Source organism: Neisseria uirgultaei, from assembly GCF_962719845.1.
GTDB lineage: Bacteria > Pseudomonadota > Gammaproteobacteria > Burkholderiales > Neisseriaceae > Neisseria > Neisseria bergeri.
Genome location: NZ_CAUIYF010000003.1, coordinates 79,736 through 104,950, shown reverse-complemented (window position 1 = coordinate 104,950; position 25,215 = coordinate 79,736). Strand labels below are relative to the sequence as shown.

Below are 25,215 nucleotides of genomic sequence, written 5' to 3'. Positions count from 1 at the left end.
TGTGCGGATGAAACGGGAAATGTGATGCCGATATGGGAAATGCCGTCTGAAAACCCGGCGTTCGGATTTCAGACGGCATCGCGGTTTGGGAAGCCTTATTCTTCGTCGCCCGCATCGCTGATGCTGATGCTGTGTTCCATCCTGCTCGGGTGGATTTTCAGGCCGCCGCAGCCGGATTTCTCGGCAGACAGGCGGTCGAGGTAGGCATCATCGATGTTGCCGGTCTGATAAATGCCGTTGAAACAGGACGAATCGAAGGATTCGATTTTCGGATTGAGTGCTTTGACGACGGCTTCCAAATCGCTCAAATTTTGGAAAACGATGCCGTCTGCGCCGATTTCGGCGGCAATTTCCGCCGCGCTGCGCCCATTGGCAATCAACTCTTCGCGCGTGGGCATATCGATGCCGTACACATTGGGATAGCGCACTTCGGGCGCGGCGGAGGCGATATAGACTTTGCGCGCGCCAGCCGCGCGTACCATTTCGACGATTTCGCGGCTGGTCGTACCGCGTACGATGGAGTCGTCCACCAGCAACACGCTTTTGCCTGCAAATTCGGTTTCCATCGGGCTGAGTTTTTGGCGCACGGATTTTTTACGCGTCGCCTGACCGGGCATAATAAAGGTGCGGCCAATATAGCGGTTTTTAATCAAACCCTCGCGGTAGGGCTTTTTGAGGTGGACGGCAAGCTCCATCGCGCTGGGGCGGCTGGTGTCGGGAATGGGCATCACGACGTCGATGTCGTCCACGGGCAGCTCGCGTTTGATTTTTTCCGCTAAGGACACGCCCATATCCAAGCGCGATTGGTAAACCGATACGCCGTCAATCACGGAGTCGGGACGGGCAAAATAGACGTATTCAAAAAGGCAGGGGCTGAGTTTGGCCTTATCGCTGCATTGTCGGGCGATGATTGTGCCGTCAAAGCCGACAAATACCGCTTCGCCCGGCCGGATATCGCGTTCCAAATCGTAGGCAAGCGCGTTGAAGGCGACGGATTCGGAGGCGACGGCATAGGATTTCCTGCCTTCGTTGTCGGTTTGCGAACCCAATACCAGCGGGCGGATGCCGTAAGGGTCGCGGAAGGCGAGCATACCGTAGCCCGCAATCATGGCAACCACGCCGTATGCGCCGCGCACCAGGCGGTGGACTTCGGCAACGGCGTTGAAAATATTGTCGGCATTGAGCCGGTGCGGGTCGGCGTTTTTAGAGACTTCGCGGCGCAATTCGTGCGCGAATACGTTGAGCAAAACTTCGGAATCGGAGCTGGTGTTGACGTGGCGCAGGTGTTTGTTGCACACGTTTTCATAAAGTTCGGCCGTGTTGGTGAGGTTGCCGTTATGCGCCAAAACGATGCCGAAAGGCGAGCTGACGTAGAAAGGCTGCGCCTCCGCGCTGCTGCCGGCGTTGCCCGCCGTGGGATAACGGACGTGGGCGATGCCGGCATTGCCGGTCAAATCGCGCATATTGCGTGTACGGAACACTTCGCGCACCATACCTTTGCCTTTGTGCATATGGAACGTGCCGCCTTCCGCCGTTGCAATGCCCGCCGCATCCTGCCCCCTGTGCTGCAACATCTGCAAGCCGTCGTACAGAAGCTGGTTCACGGGTTCATGACTGACCAAACCTAATACGCCGCACATATCGTCTTCTCCGATTCGAGGTTTAAGGGTAAAACGGAATTATAAAGCAAACGGCGGTTTTTTGCCTGAATTGTTGACAATGCCCGATGAGGGACGGGCAGGCGCGGTATGGCGGATAAAGCCGGGCCAGTTATGCGGGCGGCGTGTGCGGCAGGGGAAATATTTCTCGCAAAAATGCCGTCTGAAGGCTTCAGACGGCATTTTTTACGCGGTTTCCGCCGCCGCGCGGGGCTTGAAGCGGAACACTTCCGCCGCCGTGTGAGCGTCGCCCAAACCGCCTGCTGCCGTCGGCACTACCCCTATCAGGACGGGCGGTACGCGGCGCACCGTGGGCATATTTTGGGCGGTTGCGTTTTTGATGTTTAAAACCCCGTTTTCGGCGATGCCTTTGGAAATCGGAATCGGCTTGATGCCGTCTGAAACGCCAGCAGGGCAATCAATCGTCTTCCGGAGTTTCCGCCGTGCCGCCGCAATGGTTCAACACAGCTTCGGAAAGCGATACGAAAAACGGCAGTGTGTAAGATTGCCGCCATTCTTCGGTATCGGGCAGGTCGGTTTTTGAAGCAAGCATGACCAGCAGGGTAACAATCAAAACGCCTTCCAATGCACCGAATATACCGCCCAAAATGCGGTTGGCAAAGCCCAAACCGACCGCCGAAACTGCGCCGGTCAGCAGCGAACGGAGCATTTTCTGGATCAGACAGGCAATGACGAACAGGGAAATGAACGACAGAGCCAATGCAAACAGGCGGGGTTGGAACGAGGCAAAGGCGAGGTCGGCGAAGGGTGCGGCAAAGAGTTTGGCGAAAAAAAAGGAAATCACCCATGCCGCCATTGAGCCTGCCTCCGCAATCACGCCGCGCATCGCGGATAGCACGATGCAGGCGGCGATGACGGCGGAGACGAGGAGGTCGGCAATGGGGAGGCTATTCATTCGTTACCTGACCGGCGATACCGTGTACGCGCAGTTTGTTCAAATCGCGTTCGGCATCCCTCGCGTTTTTATAGTTGCTTGATTTGACGCGGTAAACTTTGCCGTTGTCGGTCATGATTTCAGTAATGGTCGAGTCGATACCCGCCGCCTTCATTTTGCGCTGGAGGCTTAAGGCGCGTTCTTTTTCGGCATAACCTGCCTGAATGGCGGCTTTTTTGCCGGATTTTTCGGATTTTTCTTTTTCGGCGGTTTTGGTCTTGTCCGCCTTGTCGCTTTTTTGTGCCGTTTCGTGTTTTTTGCCGTCCGAATGGTCTTTTTCGGCTGTTTTTTTGCCTTCAGCCTTGTCGGCTTTTTTCGCTTCTTTTACCGCGCTGTCGGATTTTGCCGTATCCGGTTTGGTTTTTTCGGCAGCAGTTTTTGGTTTGTCGGCAACTTTTTCGGCGGTTTTGGTTTCCTTGGCTTTGGGCTTGGCTTCGGCAGTGCGTTCCGCTTTTTGCGGTTTGGGTTCGGCAGTGCGTTTCGGTTTTTCAACCGCTACCGTATCCGTACTGTCGGCAGTTGCCGGCACTTCTTCGGCAGCGCGTTGTTTTGCCTGCTTCGGTGCGGTTTGGGCAGTTTCTGCCTGTTGCAGTTTCTCGGATGCTTCCAAACCTTTGATGTTGCTGTCTTCGAGGCGGTCGTTAATCAGCACCAGCGGCGCGCCTACGTTTTCAGGCTCGCTGATTTCGCTGTCGGCGGCAGAAGGCTTGTCTTCGCCTGCCAAGTCCTGCGGTTTGCCGGCGGCAGTTTCGGCGTTATTGGCGGAAGGTTTCAAGGCAGAGGTTTGTGCCGCACTTGCCGCTTTGTTTTCTACGCTGCTTGTTTCGTCGGCAGTCTGTTCGGCAGGATCATTTTCGGCAGGGCCGGAACTGAGTGCGGCTGCCAGCAAGATGCAGGAGGCGGCAACCAGGCAGCTTGCCGTTACGAGGCGGCGGCGGTTGCGCCGTTTGAGTTGTTCGTAACCGGTCAGGACTTCGTTTTGTTTGTTTTCGGACATGGAAGATTCCTTTTACAGTACCGACATCACGTCGGCAACGGTATGAAATGAGCCGAATACGACGATTCTGTCGTTTTCGCCCGCTTTTGAGGCTGCCGCCCGGTATGCTTCGCGGACGGCGGCGAATGTCTGTATGTTTTCGATATGGTGTTGTTCCAATTTGGCTTTCAGTGCATCCGCCGTCATGCCGCGCGGTACGTCCAACGGTGCGATATACCATTCGTCAAACTGGTCTTTAACGATTTCCAACACGCCGTCTATGTCTTTGTCGGACAACATGCTGAACACGGCGGTGCGCTTTTGCGCGTAGGCAAGGTTGATCAGGCTGCGGCGCAGGGCGCGGGCGGCGTGGGGATTGTGTCCGACATCCAAAACGGTCAGCGGACGGCCGGGCAGGACTTGGAAGCGTCCGGGGTTTTCAACCAGCAACAAACCGCGCTTGATGGCACCGATGTCCACCGGCAATTTGCCGTTCAAGCATTCCAATACGGTCAACGCACAGGCGGCATTGGAAAGTTGGTATGCGCCGCGCAATGCGGGGAAGGGCAGGGCATTGCGGTTGCGCGCGGGGTCGTCTGAATGCTGCGGCCGGAAGCGGTAGTTCCATTGGATGTTTTCCAATGAGGAGAAATCGAAATCGCGCTGCACCATCAGCAGTTTCGCGCCTATGGCTTCGGCGTGTGCGACCAACGATTCGGGCGCGGGGTTTTGACCGCAGATTGCGGGTTTGCCGCTGCGGAACACGCCTGCTTTTTCAAAGCCGACCTGCTCGACCGTATCGCCCAAAAATGCCTGATGGTCCAAATCCACGCTGGTAACCACCGCGCAATCGCAGTCGAACACGTTGACTGCGTCCAAGCGTCCGCCCAAGCCGACTTCCAATATCATCACGTCAACCTGTTCGTGCATAAAGATATCGACAGCCGCCAAGGCATTGAATTCAAAATAAGTCAGTGATATTTCGCCGCGCGCGGCTTCGATGCGTTCGAAGGAAGCGGTGATTGTATCGTCTGAAACCGGCTCGGCGTTGACAGCGATGCGTTCGTTGTAACGCAATAAATGCGGGCTGGTCAGTGTGCCGACTTTGAAGCCTGCCTGTTTGTAAATCTGTGTCAGGTAGGCGCAGACCGAACCTTTACCGTTTGTTCCCGCGACGACGACGACGGGGCATTGCGGTGTCAGGTTCATGCGCTTTTTCACTTCGCCTACGCGCTCCAAACCCATGTCGATCAAACCGCCGCTGTGTGCGGTTTCCAAATGCGAGAGCCAGTCTTGTAGTGTTTTCATGAGTGTTTCGTTTTCAAATGCCGTCTGAAATCAGTCTGATGTATCGGTTTCGGTGGTTTTTTTCGGCTGCCGCCAAAGTACCCAGACTTTCAGCTTGCGGTAGGATTCTTTGTTCGTCATGTCGGGCATGATGCATTGGTGGACGGTTTTGCCGCCGGTGTCCCATTGTAAGAATAAGGCATAAGGCGTAACCATACTGCTGCCCGCAAGTGTTGCCGCTGTTTTGTCTTTGCCGGATACGATTTCCGCCCGTCCGTCGCGGTCTATGGTAATGGCGGTTATGGCATGGCGATGTTTCAGGTTCGTTATCCGCAGCGAGTGGATGAAACTTGCAAGCAGCGCGGCAAGCCCGAACCACATCATCCAGCCGTAAAACCAAGTCAGGCAGACGGCAATGGAAGCCGAGTGGAGTGATACGGTCAGGATGTTCAGGATGCGGGACGGCTTTAATGCCGTCTGAAAGGCGCGCACGGCTTTACATCATATTGTCGAACACGGGCGTGATGTGCAATTCCGCTTCTTCCATATCCAACACCATATCGTGGATTTCGATGTCGAAAAATTCCCAAAACGCCTTCAGCCCCATATCTTGCGGCCATTTGTCTTTATTGATGTCCCAACCTGCCAGCTCCGCTTCAAAAATCTGGCGGTAGCGTTCGTCGAAGTAGGAAACGACGGCTTCCGGTTCGTCGAACTGCGGAACGAGGAAGACGGAACAGTTAGCACGAAGCTGCTCTATGGTCAGGTCGGGCATATTTTCGTCGGTGCTTTTGAGCCATTCCAAAAAGTGCGCGGTCGGCTTGAGGACGACGGCGGTGCGGTCAACAAAATACATGGTTTTCTTTCTCAATCATCTTGCGGTGTCGGGCTATGCCGTCTGAACGTTCGATTTTCAGACGGCATAGCATCAGTGGGTCATGACCTGTTGCAGGAATTGTTTGGCGCGTTCGTGTTTCGGGTTGGTAAAAAATGCTTCCGGCGTTTCGTCTTCGAGGATTTGCCCTTTATCGACAAAAAGCACCCGGTCGGCAACTTCGCGGGCAAAACCCATTTCGTGGGTTACGCACATCATCGTCATCCCGCTTTCTGCCAAGTCTTTCATCACTTTCAATACTTCGCCGACCATTTCGGGGTCGAGTGCGGAAGTCGGCTCGTCAAACAGCATCACGCGCGGTTCCATCGCCAGCCCGCGCGCAATCGCCACGCGTTGCTGCTGGCCGCCGGAAAGTTGGGAAGGGAAGGCGTCTTTTTTGTGTGCCAGTCCGACGCGTTCCAAAAGTTCCATCGCTTTTTTCTCCGCCTGTTCCGCATTTTGACCTTTAACCTTCATCGGTGCGAGGGTGATGTTTTCCAATACGGTCAGGTGGGGGTAGAGGTTGAAGCCTTGGAATACGAAGCCGACTTCTTCGCGGATTTTGTTCAAATCGGTTTTGGGGTCGGCAACGTTGACGCCGTCCACCCAAATCTCGCCGCTTTCAATGCTTTCGAGCTGGTTAACGGTGCGGATGAGTGTGGATTTGCCGCTGCCCGAAGGCCCGCAGACGACGACCACTTCGCCTTTTTTTATTTCCAAGTTCACGCCGTTGATGACGTGCAGGTCTTTGAAATGTTTGTGTACGTTTTTGAATTTGATCATAGTGTCCATTCTTTTCAGGCAGTCTGAATCTGTCTGACTGATTAAGGGTAAAACTTATTCAAATCGGCAACCAATTTGGTTAACTCTTCCTGATTCGGCTTATTCATGCTCCGGTAAACTTTGACGTAGCCTTTGTCGTTTTTTATATTCACGACATAGATGACGAAACGTGTGCCGTTGAATCCTTTTTCCGCATCGCAGGTGTAGTACGTCACACCCCCGCTTTCCGCTTTTTCCAGTACGCAGTCGTTTTTGCGGTAGCCTTGCTCCTTCGCTATCCAATCCCGCTCAAATGAAGCCCTGTACGTCTCCGGCACGCGGACTTGGTCGACCAATAAATCATGATCGGGATTTTGGGAATAACCGTAATGGAAAATGGCATTTGAACCCTTCAATTGCGCCTCCAGCATTTGATAACGCTGGTTTTGGAAAAACGCATCGTTCGGGTTCATGCAGGCAGTTAAAAGAAAAGTCAGGAGTGCGGCTGTGTATTTCATGGTTTGTTCACTCGGGCGGTTAAAGGAAAAGTCAGGAGTGCGGCTGTGTATTTCATGGTTTGTTCACTCGGGCGGTTAAAGGAAAAGTCAGGGGTACGGTTGTGTATTTTATGGTTTATTCTCTTATAAACAGTTATAAACGGTTTCAATGCGGCTTGCCGGTAATTCAACGCACAAAATTCCGTTTGCACATCATATGGTTTTCAATATTGGCTTTGACATCTTTTTCATCCCAAACCTGCAATTCCCACGGATAGTAGAAATTGCTGCTGTTTTTGAAATAAATATGTATGCCGATATAGCCGCCCGCATCGCGCAAATACCAGTTTTTCAAGCCGTATTCTGTTTTCCAGCCGTCAAGTTTTTTCAAAATTCCGATAACTGTTTCAGACGGCCTTGCCTGCCAAATAATTGCTCAACGCCACGTATTTCTCTGGCGCGATGTGTTCGGCGCGGTCTTGCGGATTTATGCCGACTGCCTGCAAATCATCGTCGCCTGCAAGCTCTTTCAGATTGTTGCGTATGGTTTTGCGACGTTGGTGGAAGGCGAGTTTCACAAGTTTGGCGAAATGCTCGAAATCGTCTGCCTTGCCGATGCGGTGTTTCACCGGAATCATACGGACGACGGCGGAATCCACTTTCGGCGCAGGGTCGAACGATTCGGGCGGCACGTCAATCAGCATTTCCATATCGAAAAAATATTGCAGCATCACGCCCAAGCGGCCGTAGTCGTTGCTTTTCGGCGCGGCAACCATGCGCTCGACCACTTCTTTTTGCAGCATAAAGTGCATATCGACGACATCGTCCGCCACCTCCGCCAGCTTGAACAAAAGCGGCGTGGAAATATTGTACGGCAGGTTGCCGACGATTTTCTTTTTGCCTGCGATGCCGTTGAAATCAAACTGCAATACATCGCCTTCGTGAATCACCAGTTTATCCGCAAACGGCAGCGTTTTCAGACGGCATACGATGTCGCGGTCGATTTCGACAACGTGCAGGCGGTTCAGTTTTTTTGCCAAAGGTTCGGTAATCGCCGCCAAACCCGGGCCGATTTCAATCACGACATCATCCGCCTGCGGGCGTACGGCGTTGACGATATCGCCGATAATCCGCGTGTCTTGTAAAAAGTTCTGCCCGAAACGCTTGCGGGCTTTGTGTTCTTTCATCGGGTTTCCTTGCCCGGTGCAACCGGTTTTGAGGATACGGGCCGGATTTTTGGGAAGGTGTCCCTTCTGTTTCGGGGGAATCCGGCAAGCCGTATGGACATCTTGTTCGGCATTTAAATGTGAATATGTTTACAATATCGGTTTGATGTGGACATTGTAACCGAAAACGGCGGGGCTTGATAATGCTGTTTTGTTCGGTCTTATCCGTCGGTTTGGTATTTTTACGGTTGGATACTGTATGAGGACTTATCTGATTCATGTGAAGCTGCTGGGTATGGCGGTATTATGGGGTGCGTCTTGGCCTATGGGCAGGATATTGGGGCAGTCTCTGCCGCCGTTGACGGGCGGGGCGGTCAGGTTTCTGCTGGCTTCGGTTTTGCTGTCGGGTTGGTTGTTTGCGCGCAGCAGGTTTGCGGCTTTGTCGGTTTTGTCGTCGCGGCAATGGCTGGGTTTGGCGGTTGCCGCTTTGTTCGGCGTGTGCGGGTATGCCGTATTCTTCATGTTGGGCCTGCAGCAGATGCCTGCCGGCAAAGCCGCGGTCGTCATGAGCGTGAACCCGGTGTTGACGCTGCTGTTGGCGGTATGGTTGTTCGGGGAATATTTGAATATGAAAATCCTGACGGGTATGTTGCTGACCGTCGGCGGCGCGGTAACTGCGGTTACGCAGGGTAATCCGGCAGCGGTGCTGGCGGACGGGTTGAAGCCCGGGGAATGGCTGATTTTCGGATGCGTGGTTTGCTGGTCAGCTTATACGTTGATAGGGCGCAAGGTTTTGCGCGGGATTGATGCGCTGACGGTTGCCGCGGTTACGTCGATGTCCGGTGCGCTGATGTTGTCCGCCGTGGCATGGTTTGCAGAAGGTTTGCCGCTTGGGGCGGTAGCGGTCATGGATGGGCGCGGCTGGTTTGCATTGCTGTGGTTGGCGGTCGGTGCGACTGTTTTGGCGTATGCGTGGTATTTTGAAGGCGTGAAAGTATTGGGGGCGGGCGGTGCGTCTGTTTATGTAACATTGGTACCGATTTTTGGTATGTTGTGTTCGGTCTGGTTTTTGGGGGAACCGCTACATATTTCTTTGGCGGCGGGTTGTGCGGCGGCAGCCGGCGGCATGATTTTGATACATTTGGGACAAAATGCAGCCTGAAGCGGGCGGCCGGGTATATGGGGGTGAAAATGGAAAATAATGCGGTCGGGTTGGAAATCGAAAGTTATCCGTTCGATCCCGTTTTGCCGAACGGGGCATCGGTCATGATGATGGGGACGTTTCCGCCCAAGGAAGGCAAACGCGCGATGCAGTTTCATTATCCGAATTTCCAAAACGATATGTGGCGCGTTTACGGGCTGGTGTTTTTTAACGATGCGGCGCATTTCCAGATGCCGTCCCACGGGGAGGCTGCGCACTCTGAAAAGGCGTTTGACGCGGAGAAAATCAAAACGTTTTTGCACGAACGGGGGATAGCGTCCTGTCCGACCGTGTTGAAGGCGGCAAGGGAACACGGCAATGCGTCCGACAAGTTTTTAAAGGTAGTCGAAACCGTGGATTTGGCGGCGGTGTTGGCGAAAATACCAGACTGCCGCCATATTTGTACGACGGGCGGCAAGGCGACGGAAATCCTGCTCGATATTCAGGGCGGCGGCATCAAAATGCCGAAAACGGGCGAAACCGTGCCGTTTCCGTTTGCCGGACGGGATTTGACGCTGACCCGCCTGCCTTCGACTTCGCGCGCTTATCCTTTGAGTTTGGCGAAAAAGGCGGCGGCGTATCGGACGTTTTTCGAAATGGCGGGTTTGTGTGAAAAACAGTTATAATTGCCGACAATTTCCCGTTCAGACGGCATTTTGAAAAATATAGTGGATTAACAAAAATCAGGACAAGGCGACGAAGCCGCAGACAGTACAAATAGTACGGCAAGGCGAGGCAACGCCGTACTGGTTTTTGTTAATCCACTATAAATTGCCGTCTGAAAACCTGAAGCACAAGGAAGAATCCGATGAAAAACTACCACGCGCCCGACGAGAAGGGGTTTTTCGGCGAACACGGCGGGCTGTTCGTGTCCGAGACCCTGATTCCGGCTTTGCAAGAGCTGGCGGATGCCTATAAGGCAGCGAAAAACGATCCTGAATTTTGGGCGGAGTTCCGCCGCGATTTGAAACATTATGTCGGCAGGCCCAGCCCCGTTTACCACGCCGCTCGGTTGTCCGAACATCTGGGCGGCGCGCAAATCTGGCTGAAGCGTGAAGATTTGAATCACACCGGCGCGCACAAAGTCAACAACACCATCGGTCAGGCATTGCTCGCCCGCCGCATGGGCAAAAAACGTGTCATCGCCGAAACCGGCGCGGGTCAGCACGGCGTGGCCTCAGCCACCGTCGCCGCACGTTTCGGCATGACTTGCGATGTTTATATGGGCGCGGACGATATCCAACGTCAAATGCCCAACGTGTTCCGTATGAAATTATTGGGTGCGAACGTGGTCAGCGTCGACAGCGGCAGCCGTACTTTGAAGGATGCGATGAACGAAGCCATGCGCGAATGGGTCGCCCGCGTGGACGATACGTTCTACATCATCGGCACCGCCGCTGGCCCTGCGCCGTATCCCGAAATGGTGCGCGACTTCCAATGCGTCATCGGCAATGAAGCCAAAGAACAAATGTTGGAAGCCATCGGTCGCCAACCTGATGTTGCCGTTGCCTGCGTGGGCGGTGGCTCCAACGCCATCGGTTTGTTCTATCCCTATATCGAAGAAGAAAACGTACGTTTGGTCGGCGTGGAAGCCGGCGGTTTGGGTGTGGATACGCCTGACCACGCCGCGCCGATTACCAGCAAAGCCCCCATCGGCGTATTGCACGGCTTCCGCAGCTACCTGATGCAGGACGAAAACGGCCAAGTATTGGGGACGCACTCCGTTTCCGCAGGCTTGGATTACCCCGGCATCGGCCCGGAACACAGCCATTTAAACGACATCAAGCGCGTTGAATACACCGTTGCCAAAGACGAAGAAGCACTCGAAGCCTTTGATTTGTTGTGCAAATACGAGGGCATTATCCCCGCGCTGGAATCCAGCCACGCCGTTGCTTGGGCGGTGAAAAACGCGCCAAAAATGGGTAAAGACCAGGTGATTTTGGTCAACCTGTCGGGTCGCGGCGATAAAGACATCAATACCGTGGCGAAGCTCAAAGGGATTAAACTGTAACCTCGTCCGTCTGATAAAAATGCCGTCTGAAGCCTGAGTTCAGACGGCATTTTTACGAACTTTCCTTTATGACGGCTTTTCGGATTTGCTTTATTATCTGTTTATTTTTGAAATATCGGGAGTGGGGAGACGTGTTCCGTCGTTGGTTTTTGCCGTGTTGGGTCGTCGGCGTGGCGGCTTCGTTTGCGCTGCCGGTCGTGCCGCATTGGCTGTTTTGGCTGGCGGCTTTTGCGGTTTTTGCTGTGTTTGCAAGGCGGTTTGCGTTTGCCGGTCTGATGCTGTGCGTGTTGGCGGGTGCGGCTTACGGCGTATTCAGAACGGAAGCGGCACTGTCTTCGCAATGGCGGGCGGAGGCGGTTTTAGGCGTGCCTTTGACGGTGGAAGTGGCGGATATGCCGAGGTCGGACGGGCGGCGCGTGCAGTTTGCGGCAAAGGCTGTGGACAGCGGTGGTCGGACGTTCGATTTGCTGCTGTCGGACTACAAACGGCGCGAATGGGTGGTCGGGAGCAGATGGCGGATAACGGCACGTGTGCACCCCGTCGTCGGGGAGTTGAACCTGCGCGGTTTGAACCGTGAGGCGTGGGCATTATCCAACGGGATAGGCGGCGTGGGGACTGTCGGTGCGGACAGGGTTTTGCTGCATGACGGAAGCGGTTGGGGGATTGCGGTTTGGCGCAGCCGCATCAGCCGTAATTGGCGGCAGGCGGATGCGGACGGCGGGCTTTCAGACGGCATCGGGCTGATGCGCGCGTTGAGCGTGGGCGAACAGTCGGCATTGCGTCCCGAATTGTGGCAGGCGTTCCGACCGTTGGGGCTGACGCATCTGGTCAGTATTTCGGGTTTGCACGTTACGATGGTGGCGGTGCTGTTTGCGTGGCTGGCGAAGCGGCTGCTTGCCTGTTCCCCGCGCCTTCCTGCCCGGCCGCGCGTGTGGGTTTTGGCGGCGGGGTGTGCAGGCGCGCTGTTTTACGCGCTGCTTGCCGGTTTTTCCGTGCCGACGCAGCGCAGCGTTTTGATGTTGGCGGCGTTTGCGTGGGCGTGGCGCAGGGGAAGATTGTCGGCGTGGGCGACGTGGTGGCAGGCGTTGGCGGCGGTGCTGCTGTTCGACCCTTTGGCGGTTTTGGGTGTGGGGACTTGGCTGTCTTTCGGTTTGGTGGCGGCACTGATATGGGCGTGTTCGGGGCGTTTGCACGAGGGGAAACGGCAAACTGCTTTGCGCGGGCAGTGGGCGGCTTCGGTGTTGTCGGTGGTTTTGCTCGGTTATCTGTTTGCCTCGCTGCCTTTAATCAGCCCTTTGGTCAATGCGGCGGCGATTCCGTGGTTTTCTTGGGTATTGACCCCGCTGGCGTTGCTGGGTTCGGTCGTGCCGTTTGCGCCTTTGCAACAGTTTGGGGCATTTTTGGCGGAATACACTTTGCGGTTTTTGGTGTGGCTTGCCGATGTGTCGCCCGAGTTTGCCGTTGCCTCCGCACCTTTGCCGCTGTTGGTTTTGGCGGTGTGTGCCGCTTTGCTGTTGTTGCTGCCGCGCGGCTTGGGTTTGCGTCCGTGGGCGGTGTTGCTGTTGGCAGGGTTTGTTTCCTACCGTCCTGAAGCAGTACCTGAAAACGAAGCTGCGGTTACGGTTTGGGATGCGGGGCAGGGCTTGTCAGTGTCGGTTCAGACGGCAAATCATCATCTTTTGTTTGACACCGGAACTGCATCGGCGGCGCAGACGGGGATTGTGCCGAGTTTGAATGCGGCGGGTGTCCGCCGTTTGGACAAGCTGGTTCTGTCGCATCACGACAGCGACCACGACGGCGGTTTTCAGGCAGTCGGCAAGATACCGAACTGCGGGATTTATGCCGGACAGCCGGAATTTTATGAGGGGGCGCGGCATTGTGCGGAACAGCGTTGGCAATGGGACGGCGTGGATTTCGAGTTTTTGATGCCGTCTGAACGCAAAAACATCGATGATAATGGGAGAAGTTGTGTTTTGCGTGTTGTGGCGGGCGGTGCGGCACTGCTGGTAACGGGCGACTTGGATACGAAAGGCGAGGCGGAGTTGGTCAAAAAATATGGTTCAAACCTGTACAGCCAGGTGTTGGTGTTGGGGCATCACGGCAGCAATTCATCATCTTCAGGCATATTCCTGAATACGGTTGCACCCGAATATGCCGTTGCTTCAAGCGGTTATGCCAACGCCTACAAACATCCGACCGAAGCGGTACAGAACCGTGTCCGCGCACACGGCATCAAGTTGTTGCGGACGGATTTGTCGGGCGCGCTGCAATTCGGCTTGGGACGCGGCGGCGTGAAGGCCCAACGTTTGAGAGGGTATAAATTCTATTGGCAGAAAAAACCGTTTGAGTGAACGGGAAGGCTGGTGCTGGAACGGAAAATGTCGCCTAAACGGACTTCAGACGGCATTTTGGCGTTAACGCCGGTTCGTGTCGGCAAGGCATATCGTTTGATTTTCAGTGTGCGTCAAAAACATAAAGGGCGTTGCCGTTAACGGCAGGGAGAACCGTTTGAATGAGCGGAAAGGTTTGCGCCGGAACGGGAAATGCCGTCTGAAAGGGCTTCAGACGGCATTACGAAGATGGGCTTAATGCCAGTAACGCCACCAGGGCATATCGTCGGGCTGCCAGGCGTGCGTCAAAAACGGGCTTTTCGGGAAATTGGTTTCCAACACGCGGCGCGTGTCGGCGGCAAGCTGCGGTTTGCCGAGTTTTTGGTAGGCAAGTTCCAATATGGCGAGCGATTCTTCGACATAGCGTGTATTTTGATAGCTGCCGATAATTTTTTGGGCGCGGTTGGCGGCGGCGATATATGCGCCGCGTTTCATGTAGTAACGCGCTACCGACATTTCATTGCCGCCCAAAGCATCGACCAGTTTGATCATACGTGCGGTCGCATCGGCGGCGTATTTGCTGTTGGGGAAGCGTTGGACGAGTTCCGCAAACGCCTGGTACGCTTCGCGGTTGGCTTTCGGGTCGCGGTCGGACCAGTCTTGCGAGGCCAGTTTGTTCAAGAAAGACTGATCTTCGTTGAACAGCACCAAGCCGCGCAGGTACAGTGCGTAATCCATGTTCGGATGCTGCGGGTGAAGGCGGCGGAAGCGTTCGATTGCCGCCAGAGCTTTGTCTTTTTCATCGTCTTTATAATAGGCGTATGCGGTATCCAGTTGCGACTGCCGGGCATGTCGGCTGGTGGGGAAGCGCGATTCCAAGATTTCGTATAACTTGACAGCCCGCGTATAATTGCTGCTGTTCAATTCGTCCTGGGCTTCGGCATAGAGCTTCTCCACACTCCAATCTTGGGTAATCTGGGCATCTTTATCGACCGTACCTTGGGTGGCACAGGCACTCAGTGCCAAACCTAATGAAACCGTTAAAAGAATTTTTTTCATGCAGAATACTTCCTTTGATAATGAATCCGATTATAGCGATGATTCAGACTTTGCGTCAGCTTCCGAAACTGAAAACCGTATCGGTCTGACCGTTCCGCTCGAGCTTGCCGGCGGGCGGCTGGATGCGGTGTTGGCGAAACTTCTGCCCGACTACTCGCGCAGCCGTCTGACATCATGGATTAAAGAAGGCGCGGTTATTGTAAACGATAAACCTTCGCAACCCAAAGACAAAATGATAGGCGGCGAGCAAATTTGTGTAACCGTCCGTCCGAGTGAGGAAAATCTGGCGTTTGTTCCAGAGCCTATGGATTTGGATATTGTTTACGAAGACGATACCGTCATCGTCGTCAACAAACCGGCCGGACTGGTGGTGCATCCGGCGGCGGGCAACTGGACGGGGACGCTGCTCAACGGCCTGTTGGCGCACTGTCCCGAATTGAGCCAAGTACCGCGCGCGGGCATCGTACACCGTTTGGACAAAGAAACCAGCGGGCTGATGGTGGTTGCCAAAACCCTGTCGGCGCAAAATTCCCTTGTGCGGCAGCTTCAGGAACGCACGGTCAAACGCATCTACCGCGCCGTCGCCAACGGCATCGTCCCCTTTGACGGTAAAATCGAAACCCAAATCGGACGCGATCCGCACAACCGTCTGAAAATGGCAGTCGTCAAATTCGGCGGCAAACCAGCCGTTACCCACGTCAAAGTGTTGGAACGCTATCTTGCCCACAGCTATATCGAATGTTCGCTCGAGACAGGCAGGACGCACCAAATCCGCGTGCATATGCGCGAAGCCAACCATCCGCTTGCCGGCGATCCCGTGTACGGCAACCCGCGCCACCCGTGCAGCGAACCAGTGAAAGAAGCCGTTAAAAGTTTGGGCGCGCGTCAGGCATTGCACGCCTACCGCTTGAGTTTCGTCCATCCGAAAACCGGCGAAACCGTTTCGTTTGAAGCCCCGATTCCCGACGATATGTATCACCTGCTTTCCGTGTTGCGCCTCGAAGCCGGTTTGGATTCCTCCTTGGACAATGAAGAAGAATGGCAGGACAAACTCGGCGCGGATGACGACGATGATTGGAACGAAGACGACTATGATGTCGAAGTGGTTTATGTAAGGGAGTGAGGCGGCTTGAAAGGCGGGGCGAACGCAGGCAGCCGAATCGGAGCAGTCGGGCAATCGTCCTCGCCGATTTCAAACAAAGGCCGTCTGAAGGGGCCTGGCAGAAACCGCCGGTTTCGTTTGCCCCGTTCAGACGGCATTATGATGAAAGGCGTTTAGGGTTTTTTATGTTTACCGGCTTTTGCCGCCCAATAAGTTGCCAGCAGCGAGCCGGAGATATTGTGCCACACGCTGAACAATGCGCCTGGAACGGCAACGACCGGCGCGGCGGCAAAGTGTGCGGCGGCAAGCGCGGCGGCCAGGCCCGAGTTTTGCATACCGACTTCGATGGCCAGCGTTTTTTGTGCATCATAAGGCAGGCCGGTCCATTTGGCGGCAAAGAAGCCGAGCAGGTAGCCGATGCCGTTGTGGAGTGCGACAACTGCAAAAATCAGCAGGCCGCTTTCCATAATCTTGCCTTTGCTTGCCCCGACTACCGCGCCGATAATCAGCACGATGGCGGCAACGGAAACCAGCGGCAGCGCATCGGTCAGCTTTTCGGTTTTACTGCCCAAAACCTTATGAACAATCAAACCCAAAACAATGGGGAGCAAAACCATTTTGACGATGGACATCAACATACCGGCCGCTTGGATTTCCAGCATTTCACCGGCAAGCATCAGGAAGATGGCGGGAGTCAGCAATGGGGAAATCAGGGTGGAAACAGACGTAACGGCAACCGACAAAGCCACATTGCCGCGCGCCAGATAAGTCATCACATTGGAAGCCGTACCGCCCGGGCAGCAGCCGACCAAAATCACGCCGACCGCGATTTCGGCAGGCAGGTTCAACAGTTTGGACAGCAGCCAGGCGGTTGCCGGCATAATGGCGAATTGTGCGATTACGCCGATGATGACGGCTTTGGGATGTTTGAACAAAATATCGAAGTCGGAAGGTTTGAGCGTCAAACCCATACCGAACATAATAATGCCCAGCAGCCAAGGAATATAAGGCCCCGCCCATTTGAAGGTGTCGGGCGCGAAAAAAGCGGCGGCGGCAAAGAGCGCGGCCCAGAGGGAAAATGTTTTTCCGATAAAGCTGCTGATTTTACTGAGGATATTCATAATAATGTGTTGCGTTTTTGTTTTTAAGGGAAGGCAAGCATACACGCCTTAACCTTAATTTGCAAAATGACCGCGCCTAAACAATGCCGTCTGAAAGTGGAGATTGGTTTTCAGACGGCATCGCCCGAGGGGTGTCGGAAACGGACTTTATCCCCATTCCTTTTCGGTTGAAACCCGTCTGTTTATAGCGATAGAATCTAATCGGAGGGCAGCCTCGTTCGGGCAACACGCAGTGCGGTGCTTGATGTGCCGTCCTCTGTTGAAACATATAAAGCTCGGAGAAAGTATAGTGGATTAAATTTAAACCAGTACGGCGTTGCCTCGCCTTAGCTCAAAGAGAACGATTCTCTAAGGTGCTGAAGCACCAAGTGAATCGGTTCCGTACTATTTGTACTGTCTGCGGCTTCGTCGCCTTGTCCTGATTTAAATTTAATCCACTATATATAAGGGCATCATTCCCGCGCCTGCAAGAATCCGAACCCGAACGTTTGAAAACAATCCCGAATCTCCGGATTCCCGCCTGTGCGGGAATGACGAAAAAACAAGCATTCATTTGCCCCAAATGCAGTTAATCAACCCTTTCCGCCACACACCTATTCCAATATCCAATGAAAACCATCACAGAAACCCTAAATCTTGCCCCGAAAGGCAAAAACTTCCTGACCGCCGATTGGCCCGCGCCCGCCAATGTGAAAACCCTGATTACCACGCGCAACGGCGGCGTGAGCCAAGGTGCGTATCAGAGTTTGAACCTCGGTACGCACGTCGGCGACAATCCCGAAGCCGTGCGCCGCAACCGCGAAATCGTGCAACAGCAGGTCGGATTGCCCGTTGCCTACCTCAATCAAATCCACAGCACCATTGTCGTCAACGCTGCCGAAGCGTTGGGCGGCACACCCGATGCGGACGCTTCCGTGGACGACACGGGTAAAGCCGCCTGTGCCGTGATGACCGCAGACTGCCTGCCTGTTCTATTTTGCGACAGGGCAGGTACGGCGGTTGCCGCCGCACACGCGGGCTGGCGCGGTTTGGCGGGCGGCGTATTGCAAAACACCATTGCCGCGATGAAGGTTCCGCCTGTCGAAATCATGGCGTATCTCGGCCCCGCCATCAGTGCGGATGCGTTTGAAGTCGGACAGGACGTGTTTGATGCGTTCTGCACGCCCATGCCCGAAGCCGCCGCCGCATTTGAAGGCATAGGCGGCGGCAAATTCCTTGCCGACCTTTACGCGCTCGCCCGCCTGATTCTGAAGCGCGAAGGCGTGGGCGGCGTGTACGGCGGCACGCATTGCACGGTTTTAGAACGGGATACTTTCTTTTCCTACCGCCGCGACGGAGCGACAGGGCGTATGGCGAGCCTGATTTGGCTGGACGGCAATGCCGTCTGAACACGCCGCTGATATAATCTACCGACTTTGTGCTTTTGAGAAAGGCAAGCCATGAACAAACTGTTTCTTACTGCCGCAGTGCTGATGCTGGGCGCGTGCGGTTTCCACCTGAAAGGTGCAGACGGCATTTCTCCGCCGCTGACCTACCGGAGCTGGCACATCGAAGGCGGACAGGCATTGCAGTTTCCTTTGGAAACCGCGCTGTATCAGGCTTCGGGCAGGGTGGACGATGCTGCCGGCGCGCAGATGACCCTGCGTATAGACAGCGTTTCCCAAAACAAGGAAACCTATACCGTTACCCGTGCGGCAGTCATCAACGAATATCTTTTAATCTTGACGGTTGAAGCGCAGGTATTGAAACGCGGCGAGCCGGTCGGCAAACCGATGACCGTGTCCGTCCGCCGCGTCCTTGCTTATGCCGACAACGAAATTTTGGGCAAACAGGAAGAAGAAGAAACCCTGTGGGCGGAAATGCGGCAGGATGCCGCCGAACAAATTGTCCGCCGCCTGACCTTTCTGAAGGCGGAATGACGTGGCGGCACATATCGGACGCATCGATACGGACGCGCCTTTGAAACCGCTGTACGTCATCCACGGCGAGGAAGAACTGTTGCGTATCGAGGCATTGGACGCATTGAGGGCGGCTGCGAAGAAGCAGGGTTATCTCAACCGCGAGTCCTATACCGCCGATGCGTCTTTCGATTGGAACGAACTGCTGCAAACCGCAGGCAGTGCGGGTCTGTTTGCCGATTTGAAACTGTTGGAACTGCATATCCCCAACGGAAAACCCGGCAAAAACGGCGGCGAGGCGTTGCAGGATTTTGCCGCCCGCCTGCCGGAAGATACGGTAACGCTGGTTTTACTGCCCAAACTGGAGAAAACCCAGCTCCAGTCCAAATGGTTTGCCGCATTGGCGACAAAGGGGGAAGTGTGGGAAGCCAAACCGGTCGGAGCGGCGGCTTTGCCCCAATGGATACGCGGACGGCTGGACAAAATCGGTTTGGGTATCGAGGCAGACGCATTGGCACTGTTTGCCGAGCGCGTGGAAGGCAATCTGTTGGCGGCGCGTCAGGAAATCGACAAGCTCGCGCTGCTGTATCCGAAAGGACATACCCTAAATATCGATGAGGCGCAAACCGCCGTCGCCAATGTTGCCCGCTTCGACGTGTTCCAACTGGCAGGCGCGTGGATGAAGGGCGATGTCCCGCGCGTATGCAGGCTTTTGGACGGATTGCGGGAAGAGGGCGAAGAACCGGTGCTGCTTCTGTGGGCGGTTGCCGAAGACATCAGGACGCTGATCCGGCTTGCCGCCGCCCTGAAGCAGGGGCAGAGCATCCAATCCGTCCGCAACAGCCTCAGACTTTGGGGCGACAAGCAGACGCTCGCACCGCTTGCGGTCAAGCGGATTTCCATCTTCCGCCTGCTTGACGCGCTTAAAACCTGTGCCCAAATCGACAGGATTATCAAAGGTGCGGAAGAGGGCGATTCATGGGCGGCGTTCAAACAACTCGTCATTTCACTGGCAGAATAAAGCGGCAATCCCTAAAATCCGAAAATACTGTAAAATACCGTTAATCCTGAAAAGTATTCACCAATCCGTCCGAAAACATTTCAGACGGCACGACCACCTCAATAAAGGAACATCAACCCTATGGACAATAAGACCAAACTGCGCTTGGGCGGCCTGATTTTACTGACCACCGCCGTTTTAAGCCTCATTATCGTATTGATTGTCGATTCCTGGCCGCTTGCCATCCTGCTTGCCGCCATCATCGTCGCTGCCGCCGCAGGCGGTTTTGTTTGGACCAGCCGCCGTCAGCAGCGTCTGTTTATCGAACGTCTGAAAAAATTCGACATTGATCCGGAAAAAGGCAAAGTCAATGAGGCCAACCTGCGCCGTATGTATCATAGCGGCGGACAATACCAGAAGGATGTCGTTACTTTAATCTGCCTGTCGCAAAAATGTTCGGTTGACGAGGCGCATGCCATGTTCAAAAAACGTCCGTCCCGTCAGGAAATCAACCAAATGGCGGCAAAACAGTCGCGCGGTCAGAAACGTCCGCACCGTTAACCGTCTGAGGCATATCTGTATGAATGCCGTCTGAAACCCGCCGGTGTTTCAGACGGCATATTCCGACTGAAAAGATGATGATACTGAAAACCGCCCCGCTCAAACGCCGCTTTGCCGCCATGCTGTATGAGATGCTGCTGGTCGGTGCGGCAACCTGTCTGGCAGCATTGCTTGCCGGTATTGCCGCCATTTTCCTCAATCCTGTTTCTACCCTGCTTTCCGCCTTGGTAACCAGTATCCTGATAATGGGTTCGTGGTGGGTGTATTTCCGCGCCAACTGGCACGGACAGGGGCAGACTTTGGCAATGAGGACATGGAAAATCGGTTTGTGCGACCTTAACGGCATACAGCCGTCTTTGCACCTGCTGCGCCTGCGCTTTATTTGGGCGTGCATATTTATCGTCTTCATTCCTATGCTAGCCTATGCGGGATTGCGCCACCTGCTCGGTATTCCGCCCAAGGATGCATTCGGTGCGGCATTGGTTTGGCTGATTTTGCCATGGGGGTTCGCACTGCTGAATCCCGACCGGCAGTTTCTGTATGACTTCCTTGTCGGAACGAGGTTGGTGGATGTGAAAGAACAATCTTGAATTGCTTGCAACAGAGGTTTTCAGCCGATAAAGAATGCCGTCTGAAAAAAGTTCCAGACGGCATTGTCATGTTTGGAGAAAAAGGCAGGGCTATTCGATATTCTGCACCTGTTCGCGCATCTGTTCGATCAGGACTTTCAGCTCGACCGAGGCTTGGGTACATTCGGTAGCGATGGATTTACTGCCCAAAGTGTTGGCTTCGCGGTTTAATTCCTGCATCAGGAAGTCCAGCCGTTTTCCGCTGCTGCCTTTGTGTTCGGTAACGATACGGCGCACTTCGGCAATGTGGGTGCGCAGGCGGCTGAATTCTTCATCGACATCGGATTTTTGGACAAACAGGGCAAACTCCTGTTGCAGGCGGTCGTTGTCGATGCTGCCGACGGCTTCGGCAAGGCGGGCGCGGATTTTTTCTTTATGCGCTTCCACCAGCGCGGGGAAGATTTCGCCCAATGCCCCGATGATTTCTTCCATAGACTCGAGGCGTTGCAACAGGTGTTCGCCCAATTTTTTCCCTTCGCGCCGGCGTGCGGCGGTAAAGTCCTTCAGTGCCGAATCGGTCAAATCGGCAATAACCTTTGCCAATGCGTCCGCATTTTCCCTTTGGCTTGCCAATACGCCCGGAAAGCGCAAAATATCGGCAACGCCCAGTTTTGCCAAATCATAATGTTTGCGGAGGTTTTTGTTGATTTCGGCAAGCTGGTTCACCAAATCCGAGTTGAGTTCCAAGGACTGTCCGCTGTTTTCCGCATCTTGGATTTGAATTTTGCATTCGACTTTGCCGCGCGCCAGATGGGATGAAATCTGCTCGCGGATGCCGCTTTCCAAATGGCGCAAATCGTCGGGCATCCTGATTTGAATGTCCAAAAAGCGGTGGTTGACGGCACGGATGTCGAGGTTGATGCGTTTTCTGCCGCACTCTGCCGCCGCGTTGGCAAAGCCGGTCATGCTGTGGATGTGGATATTTCCGCTGCTCATGTCGTTCTCCGAAGTCCGTTAAAATGGAATCAATATATCACATCTGTATGGCGGCAAGCGTTTTCAGGTGTGAAAAATTGAAGATTTCGCAGCGGTAGATTGAAATCACGCGCTTTTGTTTGCCCGAGGGGTGCAATGTCCGAAAACGGATTGGGAAACAGCGGTCGGAGACGGGGAGGCCGGCAAAAGTGATGTTTGCAAGCCGCCCGCTGCACATGCCGATTTATGCGGGGCTGATTGCGGTTCGGGCGGTTTATGCCTATGCATTTTTGAAATCCCTGTGGAACTTGGCAACCGAAGCGGGTGTTTTGGATACGAACGCCATTATGTCGGCAGTGTCGAACCTGATTGATGCGGCGATGATTGCCGAGCTGACGACGATGGTTCTGACGGGATTGCGAAACCTTTGCCTCCCTCCTGCGGATCGGCAGACATCCCGACCGGCCGGAATGTCGGGCAACGTGAATGCTTCGGTTTTTGAAGTGTGCCTGCCGCTGCCGATTATCGGCATTTCGCCCGTCCGTCTGCTGCAAACGTTCATCAACGCGGGTAATGTGTCGGAAAAGCAAGCGATGCGGCAGTGCCCGATTCATCCGTGTTTCCCGGTTCCGGCAATGGCGTTGACGGATAAAATCGCGTATGGTGTGCATCGGTGTCCCTATGGAAAACCCCCGCCAAGCCGTCTAGGCAGGGGTTTTTCGCAATTTCCTTAACGGTCGGGCATCCTGCCTTCGCAGCAGTAGGGTTTCGGTTTGCCCGAGGGGTGCAACCTTTTCCAAATCAGGGCGGCATACCTGAAAAATACCTTCAACAAAGAAGCTGTGTAAAACGAGCTGGATTTGCAAAGAACCGTCAGTTAAGATTTTAGTAAAAATGTTCAACAAGCCAATACCGAGATTAACCAACATTTAGACAAACTCAAAGCAGACAAAGAAGCATCCGAAACAGCAGCAGCCGAGGCATTAGCCGATGGCGATATGGAAACTGCCAAACGCAAAGCCCATGAAGCTCAAGATACGGCAGAAAAAGCAGATAATTGGCAACAAGGCAAAGTCATTCTCAACATGTTAGCCTCAGGCTTAACTGCACCGACCCAAAGCGGAGCGGGTATCGCTGCGGCTATCGCATCGCCAGCCGTATCGTATACGATTGGACAGCACTTTAAAGATTTAGCCGGTCAAAACGCGAATGGCAAACTAACCGCCAGTCAAGAAACCTCTCACGTTCTTGCCCACGCGGTATTAGGAGCAACGGTTGCCGCAGCAGGAGACAACAATGCTCTAGCAGGAGCATTGAGTGCGGGCGGGTCGGAAGCGGCTGCGCCTTACATCAGCAAATGGTTATATGGCAAAGAAAAAGGAAGCGACTTAACGGCAGAAGAGAAAGAAACTGTTTCAGCGATTACAAACTTATTGGGTACGACTACGGGTGCGGCAGTCGGCAACAGCGCAACAGATGGGGCACAAGGCAGCTTGAATGCGAAGAGTGCGGTGGGGAATAATGGCATTTTGGATAGAGAAGGGTTTACCCCTGATGAAAGAATACAAAGAGACTTTTTATCCTCATGTATAAAATTATCTTCTCGGCAAGAATGCCAAAAGCGTTTTGAACAAAACCAACAAGAAAATATTAAAGTAATAACCTTATTCATGGTTGACTTTGTTCCAGTAATTGGGGATATGAAAGGGTTTGCAGAAGCAAAAACAAAAGGAGATTATTTTTTTGCCGCAATGGGAGTTATCCCCCTATATGGAGATGCTCTCAAAAAAGTGCATCAAGCTGAAAAAGCATATAAAGCAGCAAAAGCAGCAGGCAATACCCAAAAGATGGTTGAAGCTATACAAGATGCGCGTAAAGGCGCTGATTTACCTTATGAACCACAAAAAATTAGAACGGAACTAGAAAAAAGATATGGGGCAGAAAATATTACATCTACAACAGCCCCTCGTAAACCACAACAGAGTGTAAACAATCAAAATAAATCTGATTATACTTCAACTGTTACCTCCAATTTAAGTGGAAAATCAGTTCGTGTAGATTATAAAGACCCTGTTTCAGGGAAAAGTTTGGTAGCTAATATCGCTTATGATAGCCGTGTGGTTTGCCTATTTTCGATAATGTAGCGAAATTTACCACACGATTAGATACTTCTTTATCAACTATCGGACAAATGAGAGCGGCTACAAGAAGCTTGCGAGATGCAATAGAAAAGGGGGTAATTCCTAAATCAAATTTTACTAGCACACAGTTAGAAGATATTATGGCTGGAAAACGGACTATTAATGGATATATTTGGCATCATAATGCACAAAGTGCACCAAATAACATGCAGCTAGTACCGTTGGAAATACATGATGCAGTTAGACATACTGGTCAAAATGCATTAAAAAAGGACGTTAATCAAGGAAATGAATAATGAAAAAATTAAATATCTGGAGAGATGAAGGAAAAGTTTCTGCTTCAATCATTGAAAAATTTGCAGAAAATTTAGGTGTAACATTCCCTAAATCGTATATATATTTGATAAGTGAACATGATTATTTATATCCCGAAGAAGATTGTTTTATTTTTATTGATAATAATAAGAATACAGATGACAGAAATATTTTATTTTTAGGATATAAAAAAGATGCCTCCTGTCATGAAAATATCTATACCTATTCATGCATTGATGATGAATATGGCTATGGAAACCAAGTTGTTGCATTTGGAATAAGTGCAAATGGCGATTATATTTGTTTTGATTACCGTAAAAATTCAAGTAATCCATCCATCGTACTTATGTATCATGATGAATTTTACGAAGATGAACTAGGTAATACCAAGATGATTACAGTTCCCATCGCACCTAATTTTGATAGTTTTATAGATAAACTTTATCAAGATGTAGATTAACTGGCACTACTAACCAGCATAGCCTATGTAACCAACCAAAAAAGTGAAATGGTAGGATGTGCATTCATGCACACGCGGTTTTGGTTTCTCTGAACTCGGTTTCAGGCTGCCTTAAAACCACTTACCTACTTTTTTGTTTTAACTAATCGCAATCCTAAATTATGCCCATAAACCCACCTCTAAACCTCCTCTCCCCCAAGCTATTTTCCAATGAACCATGGAACGAAAGCTAAGTACTCAGTGTCATCACATGCCTGCGGTATCAATCCCCCATGCATCGCCAAGTGCCTATTGCCG

27 protein-coding genes and 2 pseudogenes are annotated in these 25,215 nt (G+C 53.1%); 15 read left to right on the top strand and 14 right to left on the bottom strand.

Going from position 1 to position 25,215, the window contains the following annotated elements:
- Positions 1 to 95 precede the first annotated feature (95 nt).
- Complete coding sequence (purF, locus tag Q9J32_RS02780) at positions 96 to 1,640, bottom strand: amidophosphoribosyltransferase (RefSeq protein ID WP_301884310.1); 1,545 nt, start codon at positions 1,638 to 1,640, stop codon at positions 96 to 98.
- A 174-nt stretch (positions 1,641 to 1,814) separates the two neighbouring features.
- On the opposite strand from purF, the gene Q9J32_RS02775 reads away from it, so the two are divergent.
- Positions 1,815 to 2,006: a hypothetical protein gene (locus Q9J32_RS02775; RefSeq protein WP_304666548.1), complete on the top strand. Its 192-nt coding sequence runs from the start codon at positions 1,815 to 1,817 to the stop codon at positions 2,004 to 2,006.
- Positions 2,007 to 2,076: 70 nt separating this feature from the next.
- On the opposite strand, the gene Q9J32_RS02770 is transcribed toward Q9J32_RS02775, so the two are convergent.
- The 9 genes and pseudogenes from Q9J32_RS02770 to rsmA all read right to left on the bottom strand — a co-directional run bounded on the left by Q9J32_RS02770 (position 2,077) and on the right by rsmA (position 8,196).
- Complete coding sequence (locus Q9J32_RS02770; RefSeq protein WP_301884301.1) at positions 2,077 to 2,574, bottom strand: CvpA family protein; 498 nt, start codon at positions 2,572 to 2,574, stop codon at positions 2,077 to 2,079.
- Positions 2,567 to 3,610 carry a cell division protein FtsN gene (gene ftsN / locus Q9J32_RS02765; protein ID WP_301884299.1) on the bottom strand — a complete coding sequence of 348 codons (1,044 nt, stop codon included), beginning with the start codon at positions 3,608 to 3,610 and terminating at the stop codon, positions 2,567 to 2,569. Before ftsN ends, Q9J32_RS02770 begins: the two co-directional genes overlap by 8 nt.
- 12 nt (positions 3,611 to 3,622) lie before the next feature.
- On the bottom strand, positions 3,623 to 4,897 hold the full coding sequence (folC, locus tag Q9J32_RS02760; protein WP_301884298.1) for a bifunctional tetrahydrofolate synthase/dihydrofolate synthase: 1,275 nt from the start codon (positions 4,895 to 4,897) through the stop codon (positions 3,623 to 3,625).
- A gap of 30 nt (positions 4,898 to 4,927) precedes the next feature.
- Positions 4,928 to 5,368 (bottom strand): protein YgfX, encoded by a 441-nt coding sequence (locus Q9J32_RS02755; protein WP_301884297.1) that lies wholly within the window; start codon positions 5,366 to 5,368, stop codon positions 4,928 to 4,930.
- 4 nt (positions 5,369 to 5,372) lie between these two features.
- Positions 5,373 to 5,732, bottom strand: a complete 360-nt coding sequence (locus tag Q9J32_RS02750) for a hypothetical protein (RefSeq protein ID WP_301884296.1) — start codon at positions 5,730 to 5,732, stop codon at positions 5,373 to 5,375.
- Between the two features lie 72 nt (positions 5,733 to 5,804).
- On the bottom strand, positions 5,805 to 6,533 hold the full coding sequence (locus tag Q9J32_RS02745; protein WP_002240396.1) for an amino acid ABC transporter ATP-binding protein: 729 nt from the start codon (positions 6,531 to 6,533) through the stop codon (positions 5,805 to 5,807).
- A 41-nt stretch (positions 6,534 to 6,574) separates the two neighbouring features.
- Entirely contained in the window at positions 6,575 to 7,030 is a 456-nt protein-coding gene (locus tag Q9J32_RS02740) for a hypothetical protein (protein ID WP_301884295.1), read from the bottom strand.
- Between the two features lie 166 nt (positions 7,031 to 7,196).
- Positions 7,197 to 7,442, bottom strand: a pseudogene (locus Q9J32_RS02735) (GTP pyrophosphokinase); the annotation flags it as partial.
- A complete protein-coding gene (gene rsmA, locus Q9J32_RS02730; RefSeq protein ID WP_301884293.1) occupies positions 7,417 to 8,196 on the bottom strand; it encodes a 16S rRNA (adenine(1518)-N(6)/adenine(1519)-N(6))-dimethyltransferase RsmA in 780 nt (259 codons plus the stop codon). The gene rsmA and the pseudogene Q9J32_RS02735, both read right to left, overlap by 26 nt.
- A gap of 238 nt (positions 8,197 to 8,434) precedes the next feature.
- On the opposite strand from rsmA, the gene Q9J32_RS02725 reads away from it, so the two are divergent.
- The 4 genes from Q9J32_RS02725 to Q9J32_RS02710 all read left to right on the top strand — a co-directional run bounded on the left by Q9J32_RS02725 (position 8,435) and on the right by Q9J32_RS02710 (position 13,738).
- Positions 8,435 to 9,337, top strand: a complete 903-nt coding sequence (locus Q9J32_RS02725) for a DMT family transporter (RefSeq protein WP_301884291.1) — start codon at positions 8,435 to 8,437, stop codon at positions 9,335 to 9,337.
- A 17-nt stretch (positions 9,338 to 9,354) separates the two neighbouring features.
- The gene (locus Q9J32_RS02720) at positions 9,355 to 10,002 is read left to right on the top strand and encodes a DNA glycosylase (protein ID WP_304666544.1); all 648 of its coding nucleotides are present in this window, start codon (positions 9,355 to 9,357) and stop codon (positions 10,000 to 10,002) included.
- 182 nt (positions 10,003 to 10,184) lie between these two features.
- Positions 10,185 to 11,387, top strand: a complete 1,203-nt coding sequence (trpB, locus tag Q9J32_RS02715) for a tryptophan synthase subunit beta (RefSeq protein WP_301884289.1) — start codon at positions 10,185 to 10,187, stop codon at positions 11,385 to 11,387.
- Positions 11,388 to 11,518: 131 nt separating this feature from the next.
- Positions 11,519 to 13,738, top strand: coding sequence for a DNA internalization-related competence protein ComEC/Rec2 (locus Q9J32_RS02710; protein WP_301884288.1), 2,220 nt, complete (start codon positions 11,519 to 11,521; stop codon positions 13,736 to 13,738).
- A 234-nt stretch (positions 13,739 to 13,972) separates the two neighbouring features.
- Here the strand turns inward: Q9J32_RS02710 and Q9J32_RS02705 are convergent, their stop codons facing one another.
- The gene (locus tag Q9J32_RS02705) at positions 13,973 to 14,776 is read right to left on the bottom strand and encodes an outer membrane protein assembly factor BamD (RefSeq protein WP_033911979.1); all 804 of its coding nucleotides are present in this window, start codon (positions 14,774 to 14,776) and stop codon (positions 13,973 to 13,975) included.
- On the opposite strand from Q9J32_RS02705, the gene rluD reads away from it, so the two are divergent.
- Positions 14,775 to 15,899 carry a 23S rRNA pseudouridine(1911/1915/1917) synthase RluD gene (gene rluD, locus Q9J32_RS02700; protein ID WP_301884286.1) on the top strand — a complete coding sequence of 375 codons (1,125 nt, stop codon included), beginning with the start codon at positions 14,775 to 14,777 and terminating at the stop codon, positions 15,897 to 15,899. The two genes, Q9J32_RS02705 and rluD, sit on opposite strands and share 2 nt — an antisense overlap.
- Before the next feature lie 152 nt (positions 15,900 to 16,051).
- On the opposite strand, the gene Q9J32_RS02695 is transcribed toward rluD, so the two are convergent.
- Positions 16,052 to 16,999 carry a bile acid:sodium symporter family protein gene (locus tag Q9J32_RS02695; RefSeq protein ID WP_002221255.1) on the bottom strand — a complete coding sequence of 316 codons (948 nt, stop codon included), beginning with the start codon at positions 16,997 to 16,999 and terminating at the stop codon, positions 16,052 to 16,054.
- 218 nt (positions 17,000 to 17,217) lie between these two features.
- Positions 17,218 to 17,441: pseudogene (locus tag Q9J32_RS10170) on the bottom strand (hypothetical protein); the annotation flags it as partial.
- A 166-nt stretch (positions 17,442 to 17,607) separates the two neighbouring features.
- Between Q9J32_RS10170 and pgeF the strand changes: the two are divergent.
- The 5 genes from pgeF to Q9J32_RS02670 all read left to right on the top strand — a co-directional run bounded on the left by pgeF (position 17,608) and on the right by Q9J32_RS02670 (position 21,048).
- Positions 17,608 to 18,387, top strand: a complete 780-nt coding sequence (gene pgeF / locus Q9J32_RS02690) for a peptidoglycan editing factor PgeF (RefSeq protein WP_301884284.1) — start codon at positions 17,608 to 17,610, stop codon at positions 18,385 to 18,387.
- Positions 18,388 to 18,438: 51 nt separating this feature from the next.
- Positions 18,439 to 18,918: an LPS-assembly lipoprotein LptE gene (locus Q9J32_RS02685; RefSeq protein ID WP_219204237.1), complete on the top strand. Its 480-nt coding sequence runs from the start codon at positions 18,439 to 18,441 to the stop codon at positions 18,916 to 18,918.
- 1 nt (position 18,919) lies between these two features.
- A complete protein-coding gene (holA, locus tag Q9J32_RS02680; RefSeq protein ID WP_301884282.1) occupies positions 18,920 to 19,918 on the top strand; it encodes a DNA polymerase III subunit delta in 999 nt (332 codons plus the stop codon).
- 120 nt (positions 19,919 to 20,038) lie between these two features.
- Positions 20,039 to 20,458 carry a hypothetical protein gene (locus Q9J32_RS02675; protein WP_003753204.1) on the top strand — a complete coding sequence of 140 codons (420 nt, stop codon included), beginning with the start codon at positions 20,039 to 20,041 and terminating at the stop codon, positions 20,456 to 20,458.
- A 74-nt stretch (positions 20,459 to 20,532) separates the two neighbouring features.
- Positions 20,533 to 21,048: an RDD family protein gene (locus Q9J32_RS02670; RefSeq protein ID WP_301884322.1), complete on the top strand. Its 516-nt coding sequence runs from the start codon at positions 20,533 to 20,535 to the stop codon at positions 21,046 to 21,048.
- A 90-nt stretch (positions 21,049 to 21,138) separates the two neighbouring features.
- Here the strand turns inward: Q9J32_RS02670 and Q9J32_RS02665 are convergent, their stop codons facing one another.
- Complete coding sequence (locus Q9J32_RS02665) at positions 21,139 to 22,023, bottom strand: YicC/YloC family endoribonuclease (protein ID WP_301884279.1); 885 nt, start codon at positions 22,021 to 22,023, stop codon at positions 21,139 to 21,141.
- A gap of 191 nt (positions 22,024 to 22,214) precedes the next feature.
- On the opposite strand from Q9J32_RS02665, the gene Q9J32_RS02660 reads away from it, so the two are divergent.
- The 4 genes from Q9J32_RS02660 to Q9J32_RS02645 all read left to right on the top strand — a co-directional run bounded on the left by Q9J32_RS02660 (position 22,215) and on the right by Q9J32_RS02645 (position 24,918).
- The gene (locus Q9J32_RS02660) at positions 22,215 to 22,736 is read left to right on the top strand and encodes a YqhA family protein (protein ID WP_301884277.1); all 522 of its coding nucleotides are present in this window, start codon (positions 22,215 to 22,217) and stop codon (positions 22,734 to 22,736) included.
- 264 nt (positions 22,737 to 23,000) lie between these two features.
- A complete protein-coding gene (locus Q9J32_RS02655) occupies positions 23,001 to 24,146 on the top strand; it encodes a VENN motif pre-toxin domain-containing protein (protein ID WP_301884275.1) in 1,146 nt (381 codons plus the stop codon).
- Positions 24,125 to 24,439 carry an HNH endonuclease gene (locus Q9J32_RS02650; RefSeq protein WP_301884274.1) on the top strand — a complete coding sequence of 105 codons (315 nt, stop codon included), beginning with the start codon at positions 24,125 to 24,127 and terminating at the stop codon, positions 24,437 to 24,439. The genes Q9J32_RS02655 and Q9J32_RS02650 overlap by 22 nt, the downstream gene beginning before the upstream one ends.
- Positions 24,439 to 24,918 (top strand): SMI1/KNR4 family protein, encoded by a 480-nt coding sequence (locus tag Q9J32_RS02645; RefSeq protein ID WP_301884271.1) that lies wholly within the window; start codon positions 24,439 to 24,441, stop codon positions 24,916 to 24,918. The genes Q9J32_RS02650 and Q9J32_RS02645 overlap by 1 nt, the downstream gene beginning before the upstream one ends.
- Positions 24,919 to 25,215 lie beyond the last annotated feature (297 nt).

Excerpts from the sequence above, each read along its gene's own strand:
- Q9J32_RS02670 (WP_301884322.1), top strand. The coding sequence starts at position 20,533 with ATGATGATACTGAAAACCGCCCCGCTCAAACGCCGCTTTGCCGCCATG.
- Q9J32_RS02655 (WP_301884275.1), top strand. The coding sequence starts at position 23,001 with ATGGAAACTGCCAAACGCAAAGCCCATGAAGCTCAAGATACGGCAGAA.
- pgeF (WP_301884284.1), top strand. The coding sequence starts at position 17,608 with ATGAAAACCATCACAGAAACCCTAAATCTTGCCCCGAAAGGCAAAAAC.
- Q9J32_RS02705 (WP_033911979.1), bottom strand. The coding sequence starts at position 14,776 with ATGAAAAAAATTCTTTTAACGGTTTCATTAGGTTTGGCACTGAGTGCC.
- rsmA (WP_301884293.1), bottom strand. The coding sequence starts at position 8,196 with ATGAAAGAACACAAAGCCCGCAAGCGTTTCGGGCAGAACTTTTTACAA.
- purF (WP_301884310.1), bottom strand. The coding sequence starts at position 1,640 with ATGTGCGGCGTATTAGGTTTGGTCAGTCATGAACCCGTGAACCAGCTT.
- ftsN (WP_301884299.1), bottom strand. The coding sequence starts at position 3,610 with ATGTCCGAAAACAAACAAAACGAAGTCCTGACCGGTTACGAACAACTC.
- Q9J32_RS02665 (WP_301884279.1), bottom strand. The coding sequence starts at position 22,023 with ATGAGCAGCGGAAATATCCACATCCACAGCATGACCGGCTTTGCCAAC.
- Q9J32_RS02750 (WP_301884296.1), bottom strand. The coding sequence starts at position 5,732 with ATGTATTTTGTTGACCGCACCGCCGTCGTCCTCAAGCCGACCGCGCAC.
- Q9J32_RS02695 (WP_002221255.1), bottom strand. The coding sequence starts at position 16,999 with ATGAATATCCTCAGTAAAATCAGCAGCTTTATCGGAAAAACATTTTCC.
- Q9J32_RS02725 (WP_301884291.1), top strand. The coding sequence starts at position 8,435 with ATGAGGACTTATCTGATTCATGTGAAGCTGCTGGGTATGGCGGTATTA.
- rluD (WP_301884286.1), top strand. The coding sequence starts at position 14,775 with ATGCAGAATACTTCCTTTGATAATGAATCCGATTATAGCGATGATTCA.
- Q9J32_RS02770 (WP_301884301.1), bottom strand. The coding sequence starts at position 2,574 with ATGAATAGCCTCCCCATTGCCGACCTCCTCGTCTCCGCCGTCATCGCC.
- Q9J32_RS02745 (WP_002240396.1), bottom strand. The coding sequence starts at position 6,533 with ATGATCAAATTCAAAAACGTACACAAACATTTCAAAGACCTGCACGTC.
- Q9J32_RS02720 (WP_304666544.1), top strand. The coding sequence starts at position 9,355 with ATGGGGGTGAAAATGGAAAATAATGCGGTCGGGTTGGAAATCGAAAGT.
- Q9J32_RS02685 (WP_219204237.1), top strand. The coding sequence starts at position 18,439 with ATGAACAAACTGTTTCTTACTGCCGCAGTGCTGATGCTGGGCGCGTGC.
- Q9J32_RS02775 (WP_304666548.1), top strand. The coding sequence starts at position 1,815 with ATGCCGTCTGAAGGCTTCAGACGGCATTTTTTACGCGGTTTCCGCCGC.
- Q9J32_RS02675 (WP_003753204.1), top strand. The coding sequence starts at position 20,039 with ATGGACAATAAGACCAAACTGCGCTTGGGCGGCCTGATTTTACTGACC.
- Q9J32_RS02740 (WP_301884295.1), bottom strand. The coding sequence starts at position 7,030 with ATGAAATACACAGCCGCACTCCTGACTTTTCTTTTAACTGCCTGCATG.
- folC (WP_301884298.1), bottom strand. The coding sequence starts at position 4,897 with ATGAAAACACTACAAGACTGGCTCTCGCATTTGGAAACCGCACACAGC.
- Q9J32_RS02660 (WP_301884277.1), top strand. The coding sequence starts at position 22,215 with ATGTTTGCAAGCCGCCCGCTGCACATGCCGATTTATGCGGGGCTGATT.
- Q9J32_RS02645 (WP_301884271.1), top strand. The coding sequence starts at position 24,439 with ATGAAAAAATTAAATATCTGGAGAGATGAAGGAAAAGTTTCTGCTTCA.
- trpB (WP_301884289.1), top strand. The coding sequence starts at position 10,185 with ATGAAAAACTACCACGCGCCCGACGAGAAGGGGTTTTTCGGCGAACAC.